Genomic DNA, 15,237 nt, shown 5'->3' with positions numbered 1-15,237 from the left:
TACCCGGTAGGGGTATATAGACCCCATGCGCAAAGACATCAAGGCATCCGTCGGAAAACGCCTCGGCCGGATCGAGGGCCAGGTTCGTGGCCTCTCGAGAATGGTAGAGGAAGACCGCTACTGCATCGACATCGTGACGCAAATCGCGGCGGTGCGCGCCGCGTTGCGCCGGGTCGAGGAAGAGGTTTTGAAGGATCACGTCGCCCATTGCGTCGAGCACGCCATCGCGAGCGGCGACAAGGCCGACCAGCGCGCCAAGATCGCGGAGCTGATGGCGGTGATCGGACGGGCGGATCGGTAGCGCGTGCGCTCTCCACCATCGGTCAGTGATCGCGCCAGAACGTGGGCACGGCGCATGGCGCCTTTGCCCACCCTACGAGACCGTGCGAACCTAAGCCGTCATCTCCCGCGCCCGCGCGCGATACATCGCGAGCTCGCTCAGTTGTACAAAATGCTCGGAGAAAGCCACGCTGGCTCGCGCAGGCGGCGCGCTCACTTCTTGAGCCGGAATTTCACCCGACGTCGCTTCGTCAGCCGCTTCAGGAGCGAGCGGCGGCGCCACGAGCGCTTCTGGAAACACACTGAATGAGCCCGCCACCTCCTCGAGCGGCTTCTGCTTGTCTGCCCAGTGCAAGGCGGTGTAGTCGAACCCGTGCACGATGGTGGGCTTGACGACTTCGAAATAGGGCGAGATATCGAAGTCGCGGGGCATGTAGAGCGAGGAATCGCGGATGTGCAGGATCTCGCGCCGTGCGGCGCGGCTGCCGGCCTTGGTGATCTTCGGCAGGATCGGGTAGCGCACGGCGTCGAAGGCCTGCGCGATCAGCGCCGAGCAGATGATCTTGGTCGGGTCGCCCGAGCCGATCGCGATCATGCGCCGGCGCCAGCGCTGCGGTATCGGCAGCGGGAACAGATAGCGCATGAGGTCGACGATGTTCTTGGTGTCGTAGCCGAAGCCGATGCGGTTGATCGCATAGCGGCACACCGTGGTGCGATCCTCATAGGACAGCCCGACCGGGCGGCAGACGCGGGTGTGATAGGGGAAATATTTCGACAGCGGCGCCGAGGTGACGCCCTCGCCGATATTGGCCTCGATCAGAACATGCGGCTCGCCATTGGGCTCCTCTGCCCCATCGATCGGACCGACATAGAGCGCGGCGTGCGACCAGGTCGACTGCGTCAGGTATTTGATGATGCCGGAGATGCGGTTGTTGCCCTCGACCAGCAGCACGTCGCCGGGCTCGATGATGCCGCGCAGATGCTCGGGGTCGCTCGGCGTGAACGGCTCATAGCCCGGCACCTCCTTTGAGAGGTACGCGGCAATCACCTTGCCGACAGAATCCAGGACCGTCCCCATCTCAACCCCCCACGGCCTTTTCCGGCCGTCTTTTTCCCTTCTCTATCATGGTCGAAACGTGTTGCAATTCGGTTCATCACTCTGTGAGATCAAGCATGGTTGATTCACCATCCTGGTTGCTGCGCAACATCGGATACGGCAAGGTTCGCGGGCTGTTCACGTTCGCCGCAAGTCCCCGGAAACCATGACATGACAATCACGCGCCGCGGCTTTCTTTCGGCGTCGGCGGCCCTTGCGGCGATGCCGGTGCTGCGCGCATCGGCCGCGCCCCTGCCGCGCGAGGCTGACATCGTCGTGATTGGCGCGGGGGCGGCGGGAATCGCCGCGGCGCGGCGCATCATCGCGACGGGCCGCAAGGTCATCGTGGTGGAGGCGGCCGCGCAGGTCGGCGGCCGCTGCATCACCGACAGCACCACCTTCGACACGCCGTTCGACCGCGGCGCGCGCTGGATGTACAATCCCGACACCAACCCGATGATCCGGCTGGCGCGCAGTGCCGGGCTGGACGTGCTGCCGGCGCCCTCGGGCCAGAAGATGCGCATCGGCCGCCGCAATGCCCGCGCGGGCGAGACCGAGCAGTTCCTGGCCGCCCTAGTGCGCGCCAACCGCGCCATCGACGAGGCCGGGCGGGGCAAGCTCGACACCTCCTGCGCATCGGTGATGCCGAAGGATCTCGGCGACTGGGCCGGCGCGGCCGAGTTCATGCTGGGCGCGAGCTTTGCCGGCAAGGACCTGAAGGAGCTCTCCGCGATCGACAAGGGACGCGCGCAGGACCGCAACGCGGCGATCGCCTGCCGCCAGGGTTTGGGCACACTGATCGCTAGGCTCGCCGAGCAGGCGCCGGTGGCGCTGTCGACGCCGGCGAGCCGCATCGCCTGGAGCAATCGCGACGTCAGCATCGAGACGCAAGCCGGCAAGATCGCGGCGCGCGCCGCCATCGTCACGGTCTCGACCAATGTGCTGACATCGGGCGCGATCAAGTTCGCGCCCGACATTCCCAAGCGGACGCTGGATGCGGCATCGAAGCTCAGCCTCGGTAGCTACGATCGCATCGTGCTGCAGCTGCCGGGCAATCCGCTCGGCCTGTCGCGCGACGACATCCTCATCGAGCAGAGCAACTCGACCCGCACGGCGCTGATGTTAGCCAATATCGGCGGCTCCTCGCTGTGCTCGATCGATGTCGGCGGCTCGTTCGGCCGCGATCTCGCCGAGCAGGGCGAGAAGGCGATGGTGGCTTTCGCCAGGGAATGGATCACGAAGCTGTTCGGCAGCGAGGCCGCTTCCGTGGTGCAGAAGACCAGCGCCACGCGCTGGAACGCCTCGCCTTACGTCATGGGCGCGATGTCGGCAGCCTCGCCGGGCGGCCAGCTGTCGCGAAGGACCCTGGCCGAGCCGATCGGCAATGTGTTCCTCGCCGGCGAAGCCACGCACGAGACGCTCTGGGGCACCGTCGACGGCGCCTGGGAAAGCGGCGAACGCGCCGCGGACGCCGCCTTGCGCAAGATCGGCGCGCTGAAGGACGAGCCGGCCGACGTGCCGACCCAGTCGACGAAGAAGCGGCGCGTGCCGAAGCAGTAAGACGATCAAGCCGCGATAAATTCCACTGTCGTCCGGACAGGCGCAGCGAAGCGGAGCGCAGATTCGTGACCCATACTCACAGGGAGTGGTTTGGCGAAGACTCGGAGTTGCCACCTTGCCCCATAACCACTCCCCGGGGTTATGGGTCCCGGGCTCGCGCTACGCGCGCCCCGGGACGACAGCGGAGATGTTATCGCAGCACGCCATCCAGCACCGGCAATCCAAAGATCACCGCCATCGCAATCAGCGCGTAGCAGATGCCGCGAAACACCCTCTCGCTGGCGCGGCCGAACAATGAGCTGCCGAACGCAACGCCAACCGCATAGACCGGGCCGACGATCAGCGACAGCACCAGCGATTCGCGGCTGATCAGGCCGGTCGTCGCGTAGCTGACCATCGAGAAGAAATCCGAGGCGCCGAAGAACAGCACGATATTGGCGCGCGCGACCATCGGCGCGATCGGGCGGCCGAGCCAGTAGCCGACGATCGGCGGGCCTCCGGTCTGAGCGAGCCCGCTGCAGAAGCCGGAGAGGCCGCCGATGCCAACCGATAGCCAAGCGTGGTCCTTGCCGCGATAGCGCCAGCCCGACAGCAACAGCAGCAACAGCGCCGCAACGAAGCAGGAAATGATCCAGCGCGTGGTGACGGGTTCGAGTACGCTGAGGAAATAAGTGCCGATGGGGACGCCGATCAGCGCGCCCAGCACGATCACCGCGGTGGCCTTGCGATCGGCCTTTCGCCACGCATCCGGCAGCAGCGGCACGGCCGCGACGAAATCGATGACGAGCAGCAGGGCAGCGACGAGCCGCGGCGCCGCGATGCTGCTCGCCAGCGGCATGAAGATCAGCGCCGAACCGAAGCCGGAGAAGCCGCGCGCCGTGCCCGAAACGAAAGCGACGGCGCAGAGCGCCGCCGCAACCGTGAGGCTGACGTCCTTTGGAAGGAAGTCAGCAGGACTCATCCGCGCAACGTGCCGCCGGTCTTCTTGGTGACCTCGGCCACGATCTTCGTGGCGACCGCCTCGATCTCCTGATCGGTCAGGGTTTTCTCGCGCGGCTGCAGCGTGACCGCGATCGCGATCGACTTCTTGCCGTCATCGATGCCCTTGCCTTCGTAGATATCGAAGACATTGACGCCGGTGATCAGCTTCTTGTCGACGCTCTGAGCGGCGCGGACGATGTCGCCGGCCTTGACGGCGCGGTCGACGATGAAAGCGAAGTCACGCGACACCGGCTGGAACGCCGAGAGCTCGATCAAGGGCTTGGCGCGCGTCGGCTTCTTCTTCGCCTCGGGGATGCGGTCGAGGATCACCTCGAACACGACAAGCGGCCCGTCGGCGCCGAGCGCTTCGAGCGCTCTGGGGTGCACTTCGCCGAAATATCCGAGCACGTTCTGCGGCCCGATCTGGATCGTGCCGGAGCGGCCCGGATGCAGCCAGCCGGGACCACCCGCCACGATCTGCAGCGCCTGCATCGGCGCGCCGGCGGCCGCCAGCACCGCCAGCGCATCGGCCTTGGCGTCGAACACGTCGGCCTGCGCCGAGCCGGTCCAGTGCCGGCCGAGCCCTTCGGACGAAGCAAGGCCGCGGCGCACGCCACTCGCCGCCATGAACTGGTCCTGCGGGAGATCGCCCTTGAACACCTGGCCGACCTCGAACAGCGCGACATCGCCGAAGCCGCGATCGGCATTGGCCTGCGCCGCCGCCATCAGGCCGGCCAGCAGGGTCGGGCGCATGTCGGAGAGATCCGAGGCGATCGGGTTGGCAACCTCGAGCTCGCGCTGTCCGCCGCCGAACAATTCGGCCGCAGATTTTGCGATGAACGACCAGGTCACGGCTTCGACCATGCCGCGGCTCGCGAGCGCGCGCCGCGCGCGGCGGTTGCGCAGCTGCAGCGGCGTCAGCACCGGCTTGCGCGGCTCGTCGCCGCGCTCGAACGGCGTCATCGGCACCTTGTCGACGCCGAAGATGCGGACGATCTCCTCGACGATGTCGGCCTTGCCGTGCACGTCGGAGCGCCAGGACGGCACCGCGACCTTCACCACCGGGCCGGGACCCGCCATCATGAAGCCGAGATGGGTCAGGATGCGCTTCATCTCAACCTGCGGCACCTCAATGCCAGACAGGCGCTTGACTTCGGTGATCGGGAATTCGATCAGGCGGTCGTCGCCAAAGGTCTTGCCGACCAGGACGGTTTCAGAGGGCGCGCCGCCGCACATCTCCATCACCAGCTTGGTCGCGAGCTCGATGCCGGGCACCATGAAGGCCGGATCGACGCCGCGTTCGAAGCGGTAGCGCGCGTCCGAATTGATGCCGAGCTTGCGGCCGGTCTGGGCGATGTTGATCTCGTTCCACAGCGCCGATTCGATCAGCACGTCTGTGGTGTTCTCGTCGCAGCCCGATGCTTCGCCGCCCATGATGCCGGCGAGCGATTCGACGCCGTGCTCGTCCGCGATCACGCAAATGGCGGGATCGAGATTGTAGGTGCGGCCGTCGAGCGCCAGCAGGCTCTCGCCCTCGCGCGCGCGGCGCACGACGAGATTGCCCTTCACCTTCTTGGCGTCGAACACGTGCAGCGGGCGTGCGCGGTCGTAGGTCACAAAATTGGTGATGTCGACCAGCGCGTTGATCGGACGCAGGCCGATCGCGGTCAGCCGCTTCTGCAGCCATTCCGGTGACGGCCCGTTCTTGACCCCGCGCACGAGACGGAGCGCAAAGCCCGGGCACAGCGTGGCATCCTCGACCGTCACCTTCACGGGACAGGGGAATTCGCCCTTGACCGGCTTGATGGTGGGATCCTTGAACTTGCCCATGTCGGCGGCGGCGAGATCGCGCGCGATGCCGTGCACGCCGGTGCAGTCCTGCCGGTTCGGCGTCAGATTGATCTCGATGACGGGATCTCCGAGGCCGGCCCATTCGGCATAGGCAGCACCGATTGGCGCGTCCGCCGGCAATTCCATGATGCCGTCATGATTGTTGGAGATCTGCAGCTCGGCCGCCGAGCACAGCATGCCGCGGCTCTCGACGCCGCGGATGGTGCCGACACCGAGCGTGATATCCTTGCCGGGAATGTAGGTGCCGGGCGGCGAGAACACGCTGACGAGCCCGGCGCGCGCATTCGGCGCGCCGCACACCACCTGCACCGGCGCACCACCGTCGCCGGTGTCGACCATGCAGACGCGCAGGCGATCCGCATTCGGATGCTGCTCGGCCGAGATCACCTTCGCAATGGTGAACGGCTTCAGCGCCTTCGCCTTGTCCTCGATGTTCTCGACCTCGAGCCCGATCATGGTGAGCTTGTCGGCGAGTTGTTCGAGCGGCTCGTCGGTCTCGAGATGATCCTTCAGCCAGGAGAGGGTGAATTTCACGTGCTGAGCCCTCCGGCAAGCGTTGGCACTTCGAGCGGCTTGAAGCCATAGTGGCTCAGCCAGCGGACGTCGCTGTCGAACAGCTGGCGCAAATCGGCGATGCCGTATTTCAGCATGGCGATGCGGTCGATGCCCATGCCCCAGGCGAAGCCCTGGTACTCGTCGGGATCGATGCCGCAGGCGCGCAGCACGTTGGGATGCACCATGCCGCAGCCGAGAATCTCGAGCCAATCCTCGCCCTCGCCGAAGCGGATCTCGCCCTTGTCGCGGCGGCACTGGATGTCGACTTCGAGCGAAGGCTCGGTGAACGGGAAGAACGAGGGCCGGAAGCGCATGTTGATGTGGTCGACCTCGAAGAACGCCTTGCAGAACTCGTGCAGGATCCATTTGAGATGGCCGAGATGCGAGCTCTTGTCGATGACGAGGCCCTCGACCTGGTGGAATTGCGGCGTGTGGGTCGCGTCCGAATCGATGCGATAGGTGCGGCCCGGGCAGATCACGCGGATCGGCGGCTTCTGGCTCAGCATGGTGCGCACCTGCACCGGCGAGGTGTGGGTCCGCAGCAGCATGCGCGAGCCGTCCTGCTTCGGATGGAAGAAGAACGTGTCGTGCATTTCGCGCGCCGGATGGCCTTCCGGGAAATTCAGCTTGGTGAAGTTGTAATCGTCGGTCTCGATGTCGGGGCCTTCGGCCACCGAGAATCCCATGTCGGCGAAGATGGTGGTGAGCTCGTCCCAGACCTGGCTCAGCGGATGGATGCGGCCGGCCTCAGCCGGCGCATCGCGCAGCGGCAGGGTCACGTCGACGGTCTCGGACGCCAGCCGCGCATCGAGCGCCGCCGACTTCAGCACGTCGCGCCGCGCAGCAAGCGCCTGGCTGACTTCGTCCTTGGCCTGGTTGATCGCCGCGCCTTGCGTCTTGCGCTCGTCCGGCGACATCTTGCCGAGCGTGGCGAGCAGCGCCGAGATCGAGCCCTTCTTGCCGAGGGCTGCAACACGCACGGCCTCGAGCGCGGCCTCGTCGGCAGCGGCGGCGATGTCGGCGATGATCTGGGCTTGGAGCTGGGCAAGATCGGTCATGGCAATCCCTTTTGGCCAGGATGCTGAGCCGATGATCCTAGCCCGTCACGCCCGGCCAAAAGCGCGAAGCGCATCTTCGCGTTAGATTCGCCGGGCATCCACGTCGGAGAAGTGTATGCGCGAGAGATGACGGCCGGGGCGATGAACGCGCGACACGCGCCTCTGCCCGGGCCATCACAAGCTGAACGCTGCGCAAGTCGCGCAGTGGGGCGGCTTACGCCGCCAGCGCGGCTTTGGCCTTCTCGGCGATCGCTTGGAACGCGGCGGGCTCGCGGATCGCGAGATCCGACAGCACCTTGCGGTCCACGGTGATGCCCGACTTGGCAAGGCCGTCGATAAATCGGCTGTAGGTCAGGCCGAACGGACGGACCGCGGCGTTGAGGCGCTGGATCCAGAGCGCGCGGAAGGTGCGCTTGCGACGCTTGCGGTCGCGGAAGGCGTATTGCTGGGCCTTTTCCACGGCCGGCTTGGCGGCGCGGATGGTGTTCTTGCGGCGGCCATAGAAGCCCTTGGCGGCCTTGTAGACTTTCTTGTGCTTGGCGTGGGCGGTCACACCGCGTTTGACGCGAGACATGACGAGATCCTTCAGAGATGACTTGGTTATCGGATCGCCGCGGGATGCGCGGCAGAGGTGGCAATGATCGTGGACCCGATCAGGCGTTCGGCAAGAAGTACTTCTTGACGTTGTCGCCGTCGGTCTTGAACAGCACGCGGGTGCCGCGGAGCTGACGGATCTGCTTCTTCGTCCGCTTGATCATGCCGTGACGCTTGCCGCGCTGGGCGTGCATCACTTTGCCGGTGGCAGTCACCTTGAAGCGCTTTTTAGCGCCCGATTTGGTCTTCAGCTTGGGCATTTGGCTCTCCTAATGGCCACAGAGATCCGCCCGCGAAGGCGGCTGGACCGTCAAAAATGCTCGTTAGAGCGTTGATTGTGCTCAAGTTTTGCGAACAGGCGCGAAACCCGCACGAGACACCGCCACGGCAGCCCGTAAATCAGCCGGGCGGTGAAGGCTGGGCTTATGACAGAGGAGAGGCCAATTGGCAACGATGAACCGCCGCAACCTGCCCGCCGACTATTGAACGCTGCCACCCCTCATGTCCAAGCCTTCTCGCCTGAAGCAGGTCCAAAATGGCTCATTTCCCGCAACTTCTGATTTCATTCGCCCGCCCGCGCCCTCTGGCGCTGTTCGCCGTGCTCGCCGCGGCTGCGCTGCCACAGGCGGCTGACGCCCGCGCCGGCGGCTATGATGGCATCTGGAACGTCACCTTCGCCACCACCCGCGGCAATTGCAGCTCGGGCTACAGCGTTCCCTTCACCGTGACCGGCACCCGCGTCTCCTCCGCCGGCGGCGGCCGGGTCTCGGGCCGGGTCAACCGTTCCGGCGCTGTCGCCGTGCAGGTCTCGGTCGGCGCCTCCCACGCCAGTGGCGGCGGCCGGCTCGCCGGCGTGAACGGCGCCGGGTCGTGGAAGGGAATTATCTCCGGCGACCAGTGCAGCGGAACCTGGCAGGCGACGAGGACCTGACACACAAAACGGCCCGCCGGGGATCCGGACGGGCCGTTGAAATTCTCGAGGTCCTAAAGCGTTGCGCGTCAGCGCGGCGCCAGCACCATTACGACCTGGCGACCTTCGAACCGCGCGTCCTGCTCGACCTTGGCGAGCTCGGCGACGTCGGTCTTGATCTTGTCGAGCAACTTGGTGCCGATCTCCTGGTGCGCCATTTCGCGGCCGCGATAGCGCAGCGTGATCTTGACCTTGTCACCCTCTTCGAAGAAGCGCTGCATCGCGCGCATCTTCACGTCGTAATCGTGGTCGTCGATCATCGGACGGAGCTTGATCTCCTTGATCTCGACGGTCTTCTGCCGTTTGCGGGCTTCCGCGGCTTTCTTCTGAGCGGAATACTTGTACTTCCCGTAATCCATGATCTTGCAGACGGGAGGGCTGGTATTCGGCGAAATCTCGACCAGATCCATCCCGACTTCCTGCGCCATGCGGATGGCGACGACGGTCTCGACCGTGCCTTTGTTGTCACCGGTCTGGTCGATCAGCTGGATCTGCGCATTGCGGATATCATCATTGATGCGCGGCCCGTCTTTGCTGGCAGCGGGCGGAGCTTTATTAGGACGGCGAATGGGTGGTTCTCCAAAGTTGTGAAAGAAGCGGCTATTTTGAAGGAAGATGCGTTTGCCGGCAAGCAAGTCGCTGGTGCGAGGCGCGAAAAACCCTCAAATGCGATGCATTTTGGTCACGGCCCTCGGCACGCTGACCGACATAGACACCTTGCCTCTGTTCCGCAAGCGTCCCAAAGGACCAATAGCGATGCCGGTCGTGCTTTCGGAACAGGTCCGGACAGCTCAAACCGCACAATCAGAGTAAACGTTCCATGACCGACGCAATTCCCGATGCCGCGCTTGAATTCATCGATGTGGGCGAAGGGCCGTCCGCCCGCAGGATCGCGGTGCGCCGCCGTCCCGGAAAAGGCCCCGGCCTGGTCTGGCTCGGCGGATTCAAGTCGGACATGCAGGGCGGCAAGGCCGTGGCGCTGGATGCCTGGGCCCACGAGCGCGGCCGCGCAATCGTTCGCTTCGACTATTCCGGCCACGGCGAATCCAGCGGCGATTTCGCCATTGGGACGATCGGCAGCTGGCTCGAGGATAGCGTTGCGGTGTTCGAACGCTTCTGCGACGGCCCGCAAATCCTGATCGGCTCGTCGATGGGCGGCTGGATGGCGCTGCTGCTCGCCCGCAAGATCAGGAAGCGTGCCGGCAAAGCGTCGCTTGCAGGGCTCGTGCTGATCGCGCCGGCGCCCGATTTCACCGAAGAGCTGATGTGGAAGAATTTTTCGCCCGCAGTGAAGAAGGAGATCGAGACCAAGGGCTTCTGGCTGCGCCCATCGGAATATGGCGACGGCTCGCCCTATCCGATCACGCGCAACCTGATCGAGGAGGGACGCAACCACCTCGTGCTGGGCAGCGCCATCGATCTCGGCTGCCCCGTCCGCATCCTGCAAGGCGCGAAGGACCCTGATGTGCCCTGGCAGCACGCGTTTGCGCTGACCCATCGCCTGCCGGCCGACGACGTGGTGCTGACCATGATTCAGGACGGCGATCACCGCCTCTCCCGCCCGCAGGACATCGCGCGCATTCTTGCGGCGGTGGCTGAGATCGGGTGATGTGTCATCTTCCGTCTCCCCTTGCGGGAGAAGGTGGCTTCGCGAAGCAAAGTCGGATGAGGGGTTCTCTCCACGGGCCCGAATGAGAGTTGGACTCGCGGAAGCAACCCCTCACCCGAACGAAATGCGCGTCAACGAGCGGAGCTGGCCTCTCCCGCAAGGGGAGAGGGCATAACAACTGGGAGGCAACGCCAATGACCACCACCGCCATGCTGCGCGCCTTCTGCGATGCCGTCGAGCAGCGCAACGGCGAAGCCTTCGCCCAGCTGTTCACCGAGGACGGCGTCTATCACGATGTCTTCTACGGCGCCTTCGCCGGCCGCGCGAAGATCGCCGCGATGATCGACGACTGGTTCTACCGCACGGCGACCGATTTCCGCTGGGACATGCACGATCCCGTCACCGACGGCACCACGCTCTATGCGCGCTACACCTTCAGCTACAGATCGACATTGCCGGAAGCAAACGGCGCGCGGGCGATGTTCGAGGGCGTGGCGATCATGACGCTGAAGGGCGGCAAGATCGCGAGCTATCACGAGGTCGCCAACACCGCGCCGGCGTTCGTCGATTTGAACTTTGCCCCGGAGCGGATCGCGAAGATCTTCGCCAAGCAAGGTGCCGAGCTGAAGGCACGGCCGGAGATGCAGCGGCATTTGGACTAGGTCGTCATTCCGGGGCGCGCGAAGCGCGAACCCGGAATCCATTTCAACTCTTGGCCTGCGGCCCGATGGATTCCGGGTCTGCGCCTGACGGCGCATCCCGGAATGACGACCGGAGAGAGGCGCGCGCTCCTACCGCTTCGACGGATTCATCATCGGCTTGCGCTGCGCCAGTGCGGCCACCGTCGCGGTGCCGATCGGACCCTGTTCGTCATAGAGCCAGCATTCGCCGATCGCGACACCGTCGGTGGCGTGGTGGTTCACCACCTCGAAGCCGATCCACTCCGTCGCCGGCAGGCGGTGCAGATAGATCGTGACGTCGCTGTTGATGTAGCCGAGCCCCTGGTCGCCGGCGTTCGCAAACGGGCTGGCAAAATCGGCGCCGGTGGCGACGCGGACGAACGGCGTCATCGGGGTGCCCGCGACGAGCTCACGCACCTCGCTCATCCACAATCTGCGCGGGCCGAGCGAGCCCATATGGCCGACGATCGGGCGTGTCGCCCATTTGCCGTTCATGCCGAGCCTGGGATCGGTCGGCTTGGGGATCTCGGCCGGCTTCGGTGCGTCCCAGTTCGGCGGCGACCAGACATTGCCATCGGGATTTTGCGTCTTGCGCAGCAACTGGCACGAGGCGCGCGCCATGCTGACCCCGCCGGAAAAGAACTCCGCTTCCACCACGCGGATGCGCATGCCGTCGCGCACCAGCCGCGTCGTCACTTCGATCGGCTTGTCGATGGTCGGCAGCCGGAACATGTCGACCGTGAGCCGCGCCGGCACGAATTCGGGCCCGGAATGGCGCTCCTCGATGACGAAGCCGAGCAGGCCGACGATGACGCGTCCGTGCAGCGATTTCGGATCCCATGGACCGTTGGCGACTTCCGTCGGATGGAATGTACCACCGTCGCGGGTGAAGAAAGGCATGCTTGTCATGACGCGCGAGATTGCGGGAATGGGCGGGGAAATCAAGGGTGGTGAGAGCATGTGCCAGCCACAACACGAGTGTCATCGCCCGGCTTGACCGGGCGATCCAGTACTCCGCGGCAGTTGTGATTGAATCGATAGGCCGCGGCGTACTGGATCCCCGCCTTCGCGGGGAATGACTACGGTGAGCTAGGAAGCGGCGCGCCACTCCTTGCGCACACTCTCGTCGTGCTCGTTACTGATCGCAGCACCCTTCATCGCCTCAAACTCTTCGCGCGCCAGCAACTGGCCCAGCGCCCACACCGCCGCGCCGCGCACCAGCGGACTTGCGTCATCCAACAATCGCCGCGCCGCCTCAGCCAGCGCCACCTCGCCTGAGTTGCCGATCGCAATCAGCACATTGCGCACGAACCGGTCGCGGCCGATGCGCTTCACCGGCGATTTCGTGAACAGCGCACGGAATGCCGCGTCGTCCAGCCGTGCCAGCTCAGCGAGCGAGGGCGCGCGCAACTCGTCGCGCGCGGCGAGTTTTGCCTCACGCCCCTCTTGCGCAAACTTGTTCCAGGGGCAGGCGGCAAGGCAATCATCGCAGCCATAGATGCGGTTGCCGATGCTCTTGCGAAACTCGTGCGGGATCGGACCCTTGTTCTCGATGGTCAGATACGAGATGCAGCGCCGCGCATCTAGCTTGTAGGGCGCTGGAAACGCCGCGGTCGGGCAGATGTCGAGGCAGGCTCGGCACGAGCCGCAATGATCGATCTCGGGTTCGTCGCGCGGCAGCTCCAGCGTGGTGTAGATCGCGCCGAGAAACAGCCACGAGCCGAACTCGCGCGAGACGAGATTGGTGTGCTTGCCCTGCCAGCCCAGATGCGCGGCCTGCGCCAGCGGCTTCTCCATCACTGCCGCGGTGTCGACGAATACCTTCACCTCGCTCGACGCGGTCGCGACCAGCCAGCGCGCCAGCGCCTTCAGCCGCTTCTTGATGAGGTCGTGATAGTCGTCGCCTTGCGCATAGACCGAGATCGCCGCGCGCGCGCGCTGCTTCAGGATCGCGAGCGGATCGGAGTCGGGACCGTAATTGACGCCGAGCATGATCACGCTGCGCACATCGGCCCACAGCCCGCGCGGGTCGACGCGGCGCTCCGGCTGGTTCGCAAGCCAATCCATGTCGCCATGGCCGCCCGAGGCGATGAATTCGAGGAAGTGTTGTCCGGCTGCATCGATCGAGCCCGGCGCGGTGACGCCGATGCAGTCGAAGCCGAGCGCGTGCGCTTCGCGCGCCAGCGCCGCCTTCAGTTCAGTCGGGTCGCAGCTCAGAAATCCAGGTCCACATAGGTCCGCGACGCCGGCACGCCGGCCAGCCATTCGCTGAGGAGCGGACGGAACGACGGGCGGGATTTCACCCGCGCGTACCACGCCTTTGCTGCGTCGTCCTCGCTCCATGGCACGTCGCCCAGATAGTCGATCGCCGAAAGGTGCGCCGCGGCGGCGAGATCCGCGTAGGTGAGCCGGTCGCCGGCGAGGAAGTTGCGGGTCTGCGCCAGCCAGCCGATATAGGCCAGATGATAGCGCACATTGGCCTTCGCTGCGCGCATCACGTCGGCCGAAGGCGGCCCGCCGCCGTTCTCCTCGCTCATGAAGCGCTTGTAGATGCGCTCGGTGACGAGTGGATGCGAGACTTCCTCGAAGAACTTTTCGTTGAACCAGGCCATCAGCCGGCGCACCTCGACACGCTCGGCAAGCGTCTCCGGCATCAGGCGCTTGGGGCCCATCCCGGCCCCATAGGCCTCATCGACATATTCGGCGATGATGGCCGCGCCCGGAATCGGCGGCTGCTCGTCGTCCACCAGCACGGGCGTGGTGCCGGCCGCATTGAGCAGCAGAAACGCCTCGCGCCGCTCCCAGCTGCGCTCCTCGATCAGCTTCAGGTCGAGCCCGTATTCACCCGCGATCAGGCGAATGAAGCGCGAATGCGGACAGAACGGATGATGAAACAGCGTAAACATGAAGCCTTTGACTATGTGATGGTGCTTAAGAATCCATCAATGTTTGTGCGGCGCCACACTAGTCCTTCAAAACCTCGAAGCAAGGGCGTGATTTGGCATTTTGCGATTGCGGCATGGGGTCGAATAGGCGAGAAGAGCCCCGCTTTTCCAGCCGAAATGGACCGTAAATATGTCAGACGCTATACGGGCAGTGATCCTCGGCATCATCGAGGGCGTGACCGAGTTCCTTCCCGTATCCTCGACCGGCCACCTCCTGATCGCCGAGCGCTTCTTTCATCTCGGCGAAGGCGCGTTCTGGGATTCGTTTACGGTTCTGATCCAGCTGGGCGCGATTCTCGCGATCGTGGGGCTGTACTTCCGCAAGCTGTGGGACGTCGTGATCGGCCTGTTCAAGGGCGATGCCTATGCTCGCCGCTTCGTGATCGGCGTGCTGGTCGCATTCCTGCCCGCTGTCATCGTCGGCCTCGTCGCCGGTAAGTACATCAAGCTCCTGCTGTTCAATCCGTGGGTCATCTGCTTCACACTGATCGTCGGCGGCGCCGTCCTGCTCTGGGTCGACAAGCTCGAGCTCAAGCCGCGCGAGTATGATGCCACCAGATTTCCGCTCTTGATGTATCTCTATATCGGCATCGCGCAGTGCGTGGCCATGATCCCGGGCGTGTCGCGCTCCGGCGCCAGCATCGTCGCCGCGATGTTGCTCGGAGCCGACAAGCGCGCGGCGGCGGAATTCTCGTTCTTTCTGGCGATCCCCACCATGATCGGCGCGTTCGCCTACGACTTCTACAAGAGCCGCGCCGAGATGACGATGGACCACATCAACATCGTCGCGATCGGCTTCGTGGTGTCGTTCATCACCGCGATCATCGTGGTGAAGACGTTTTTGACCTATGTCACCCGGCACGGTTTCCTGCTGTTCGCCTGGTGGCGCGTCATCGTCGGCACCCTCGGCCTGATCGCGCTGGCGCTGGGACGGTAGGCCCTTGGTCCGTAGCCCGGATGGAGCGCAGCGCATCCCGGTCCGTCATCACTTGGGCACGATCCCGGTATACGCTGCGCTCCATCCGGGCTACGCCTTCAACGCAATATAAGCTTTTGATC

Annotated in this window: 16 protein-coding genes; 6 read left to right on the top strand and 10 right to left on the bottom strand. The window is 64.9% G+C overall.

Annotated elements, in window-relative coordinates; genetic code table 11:
• Positions 1-25 precede the first annotated feature (25 nt).
• Complete coding sequence (locus I6F37_RS26105; protein ID WP_036003300.1) at positions 26-301, top strand: metal-sensitive transcriptional regulator; 276 nt, start codon at positions 26-28, stop codon at positions 299-301.
• 90 nt (positions 302-391) lie between these two features.
• Here I6F37_RS26105 and I6F37_RS26100 read toward each other — a convergent pair whose 3' ends face one another.
• On the bottom strand, positions 392-1,357 hold the full coding sequence (locus tag I6F37_RS26100; protein ID WP_057030555.1) for a YiiX/YebB-like N1pC/P60 family cysteine hydrolase: 966 nt from the start codon (positions 1,355-1,357) through the stop codon (positions 392-394).
• A gap of 189 nt (positions 1,358-1,546) precedes the next feature.
• On the opposite strand from I6F37_RS26100, the gene I6F37_RS26095 reads away from it, so the two are divergent.
• Entirely contained in the window at positions 1,547-2,935 is a 1,389-nt protein-coding gene (locus I6F37_RS26095; protein WP_225153101.1) for an NAD(P)/FAD-dependent oxidoreductase, read from the top strand.
• A 190-nt stretch (positions 2,936-3,125) separates the two neighbouring features.
• Here I6F37_RS26095 and I6F37_RS26090 read toward each other — a convergent pair whose 3' ends face one another.
• From I6F37_RS26090 to rpmI, 5 genes are all read right to left on the bottom strand, one after another.
• Positions 3,126-3,896 (bottom strand): sulfite exporter TauE/SafE family protein, encoded by a 771-nt coding sequence (locus tag I6F37_RS26090; RefSeq protein ID WP_225153099.1) that lies wholly within the window; start codon positions 3,894-3,896, stop codon positions 3,126-3,128.
• On the bottom strand, positions 3,893-6,301 hold the full coding sequence (pheT, locus tag I6F37_RS26085; RefSeq protein ID WP_225153097.1) for a phenylalanine--tRNA ligase subunit beta: 2,409 nt from the start codon (positions 6,299-6,301) through the stop codon (positions 3,893-3,895). Before pheT ends, I6F37_RS26090 begins: the two co-directional genes overlap by 4 nt.
• The gene (gene pheS / locus I6F37_RS26080; protein ID WP_057030559.1) at positions 6,298-7,380 is read right to left on the bottom strand and encodes a phenylalanine--tRNA ligase subunit alpha; all 1,083 of its coding nucleotides are present in this window, start codon (positions 7,378-7,380) and stop codon (positions 6,298-6,300) included. The genes pheT and pheS overlap by 4 nt, the downstream gene beginning before the upstream one ends.
• Positions 7,381-7,594: 214 nt before the next feature.
• Positions 7,595-7,954: a 50S ribosomal protein L20 gene (gene rplT / locus I6F37_RS26075; protein ID WP_027550107.1), complete on the bottom strand. Its 360-nt coding sequence runs from the start codon at positions 7,952-7,954 to the stop codon at positions 7,595-7,597.
• 79 nt (positions 7,955-8,033) lie between these two features.
• Positions 8,034-8,234, bottom strand: a complete 201-nt coding sequence (rpmI, locus tag I6F37_RS26070; RefSeq protein ID WP_008539890.1) for a 50S ribosomal protein L35 — start codon at positions 8,232-8,234, stop codon at positions 8,034-8,036.
• Between the two features lie 275 nt (positions 8,235-8,509).
• Here rpmI and I6F37_RS26065 point away from each other — a divergent pair, with 275 nt between their 5' ends.
• Positions 8,510-8,905 carry a hypothetical protein gene (locus tag I6F37_RS26065; RefSeq protein WP_036024380.1) on the top strand — a complete coding sequence of 132 codons (396 nt, stop codon included), beginning with the start codon at positions 8,510-8,512 and terminating at the stop codon, positions 8,903-8,905.
• 68 nt (positions 8,906-8,973) lie between these two features.
• On the opposite strand, the gene infC is transcribed toward I6F37_RS26065, so the two are convergent.
• A complete protein-coding gene (infC, locus tag I6F37_RS26060; RefSeq protein ID WP_074447655.1) occupies positions 8,974-9,513 on the bottom strand; it encodes a translation initiation factor IF-3 in 540 nt (179 codons plus the stop codon).
• 251 nt (positions 9,514-9,764) lie between these two features.
• Here infC and I6F37_RS26055 point away from each other — a divergent pair, with 251 nt between their 5' ends.
• Both I6F37_RS26055 and I6F37_RS26050 read left to right on the top strand, forming a co-directional pair.
• Positions 9,765-10,553: a carboxylesterase gene (locus I6F37_RS26055; RefSeq protein WP_225153095.1), complete on the top strand. Its 789-nt coding sequence runs from the start codon at positions 9,765-9,767 to the stop codon at positions 10,551-10,553.
• Positions 10,554-10,747: 194 nt separating this feature from the next.
• Complete coding sequence (locus tag I6F37_RS26050) at positions 10,748-11,215, top strand: nuclear transport factor 2 family protein (RefSeq protein ID WP_225153093.1); 468 nt, start codon at positions 10,748-10,750, stop codon at positions 11,213-11,215.
• Between the two features lie 129 nt (positions 11,216-11,344).
• Here I6F37_RS26050 and I6F37_RS26045 read toward each other — a convergent pair whose 3' ends face one another.
• The 3 genes from I6F37_RS26045 to I6F37_RS26035 all read right to left on the bottom strand — a co-directional run bounded on the left by I6F37_RS26045 (position 11,345) and on the right by I6F37_RS26035 (position 14,139).
• Positions 11,345-12,142 carry an acyl-CoA thioesterase domain-containing protein gene (locus I6F37_RS26045; RefSeq protein WP_225153091.1) on the bottom strand — a complete coding sequence of 266 codons (798 nt, stop codon included), beginning with the start codon at positions 12,140-12,142 and terminating at the stop codon, positions 11,345-11,347.
• A gap of 180 nt (positions 12,143-12,322) precedes the next feature.
• Positions 12,323-13,498 carry a tRNA epoxyqueuosine(34) reductase QueG gene (gene queG, locus I6F37_RS26040; protein ID WP_225153089.1) on the bottom strand — a complete coding sequence of 392 codons (1,176 nt, stop codon included), beginning with the start codon at positions 13,496-13,498 and terminating at the stop codon, positions 12,323-12,325.
• Positions 13,447-14,139, bottom strand: a complete 693-nt coding sequence (locus I6F37_RS26035) for a glutathione S-transferase family protein (protein ID WP_036024387.1) — start codon at positions 14,137-14,139, stop codon at positions 13,447-13,449. Before I6F37_RS26035 ends, queG begins: the two co-directional genes overlap by 52 nt.
• Before the next feature lie 169 nt (positions 14,140-14,308).
• Between I6F37_RS26035 and I6F37_RS26030 the strand changes: the two genes are divergently transcribed.
• Positions 14,309-15,115, top strand: coding sequence for an undecaprenyl-diphosphate phosphatase (locus I6F37_RS26030; protein ID WP_225153087.1), 807 nt, complete (start codon positions 14,309-14,311; stop codon positions 15,113-15,115).
• Positions 15,116-15,237: the final 122 nt, after the last annotated feature.

Origin of the sequence: Bradyrhizobium sp. NBAIM08 (assembly GCF_020193935.1) — a bacterium.
In the GTDB taxonomy this organism is placed as follows: Bacteria; Pseudomonadota; Alphaproteobacteria; order Rhizobiales; family Xanthobacteraceae; genus Bradyrhizobium; species Bradyrhizobium yuanmingense.
This window is presented reverse-complemented; position numbering and strand designations above follow the sequence as displayed.

What these genes read in the sequence shown, in the direction of transcription:
- I6F37_RS26105 (WP_036003300.1), top strand. Translation starts at nt 26, where the DNA reads ATGCGCAAAGACATCAAGGCATCCGTCGGAAAACGCCTCGGCCGGATC.
- I6F37_RS26100 (WP_057030555.1), bottom strand. Translation starts at nt 1,357, where the DNA reads ATGGGGACGGTCCTGGATTCTGTCGGCAAGGTGATTGCCGCGTACCTC.
- I6F37_RS26095 (WP_225153101.1), top strand. Translation starts at nt 1,547, where the DNA reads ATGACAATCACGCGCCGCGGCTTTCTTTCGGCGTCGGCGGCCCTTGCG.
- I6F37_RS26090 (WP_225153099.1), bottom strand. Translation starts at nt 3,896, where the DNA reads ATGAGTCCTGCTGACTTCCTTCCAAAGGACGTCAGCCTCACGGTTGCG.
- pheS (WP_057030559.1), bottom strand. Translation starts at nt 7,380, where the DNA reads ATGACCGATCTTGCCCAGCTCCAAGCCCAGATCATCGCCGACATCGCC.
- rplT (WP_027550107.1), bottom strand. Translation starts at nt 7,954, where the DNA reads ATGTCTCGCGTCAAACGCGGTGTGACCGCCCACGCCAAGCACAAGAAA.
- rpmI (WP_008539890.1), bottom strand. Translation starts at nt 8,234, where the DNA reads ATGCCCAAGCTGAAGACCAAATCGGGCGCTAAAAAGCGCTTCAAGGTG.
- I6F37_RS26065 (WP_036024380.1), top strand. Translation starts at nt 8,510, where the DNA reads ATGGCTCATTTCCCGCAACTTCTGATTTCATTCGCCCGCCCGCGCCCT.
- I6F37_RS26055 (WP_225153095.1), top strand. Translation starts at nt 9,765, where the DNA reads ATGACCGACGCAATTCCCGATGCCGCGCTTGAATTCATCGATGTGGGC.
- I6F37_RS26050 (WP_225153093.1), top strand. Translation starts at nt 10,748, where the DNA reads ATGACCACCACCGCCATGCTGCGCGCCTTCTGCGATGCCGTCGAGCAG.
- I6F37_RS26045 (WP_225153091.1), bottom strand. Translation starts at nt 12,142, where the DNA reads ATGACAAGCATGCCTTTCTTCACCCGCGACGGTGGTACATTCCATCCG.
- queG (WP_225153089.1), bottom strand. Translation starts at nt 13,498, where the DNA reads ATGGCTGGCCGGCGTGCCGGCGTCGCGGACCTATGTGGACCTGGATTT.
- I6F37_RS26035 (WP_036024387.1), bottom strand. Translation starts at nt 14,139, where the DNA reads ATGTTTACGCTGTTTCATCATCCGTTCTGTCCGCATTCGCGCTTCATT.
- I6F37_RS26030 (WP_225153087.1), top strand. Translation starts at nt 14,309, where the DNA reads ATGTCAGACGCTATACGGGCAGTGATCCTCGGCATCATCGAGGGCGTG.